Raw genomic sequence first — 313 nt, 5'->3', positions numbered from 1 at the left:
AAATATCCAAGCTCATCTATGATAAGAAGTTTATATTTACTAAAATGCTTAAGTCTAGAATCCAGCCTATTTTCTAAATTAGCTCTTTTTAGCTGTTGTAATAAATCATTACATTTAATAAAGTATGTACTATATCTTCGCTTCGCGGCAGCGATACCGATAGAGGTTGCTAAGTGTGTTTTACCAACACCGCTAGTTCCTAAAAATACAATATTCTCTTTAGCTTCTAAGAAGCGTAACGATTCAAAGTCTAATATTTGATTTTTATTTATACCAGGCTGAAAATCAAAGTCAAAATCTTTAATTTCTTTTG

The 313-nt window shown here is 30.4% G+C and carries 1 protein-coding gene; it reads right to left on the bottom strand.

The genetic code is table 11. The annotated features are described in order from the left end of the window. On the bottom strand, positions 1 to 313 hold a 313-nt coding region (locus ACQRD5_RS17295), incomplete at both ends, for an ATP-binding protein (RefSeq protein ID WP_427747127.1).

Origin of the sequence: Clostridium sp. SGI.024 (genome assembly GCF_050315195.1) — a bacterium.
Taxonomy (GTDB): Bacteria; Bacillota; Clostridia; order Clostridiales; family Clostridiaceae; genus Clostridium.
The sequence above is the reverse complement of the archived record's forward strand: the minus strand, read 5'-3'. Positions and strand labels throughout refer to the sequence as shown.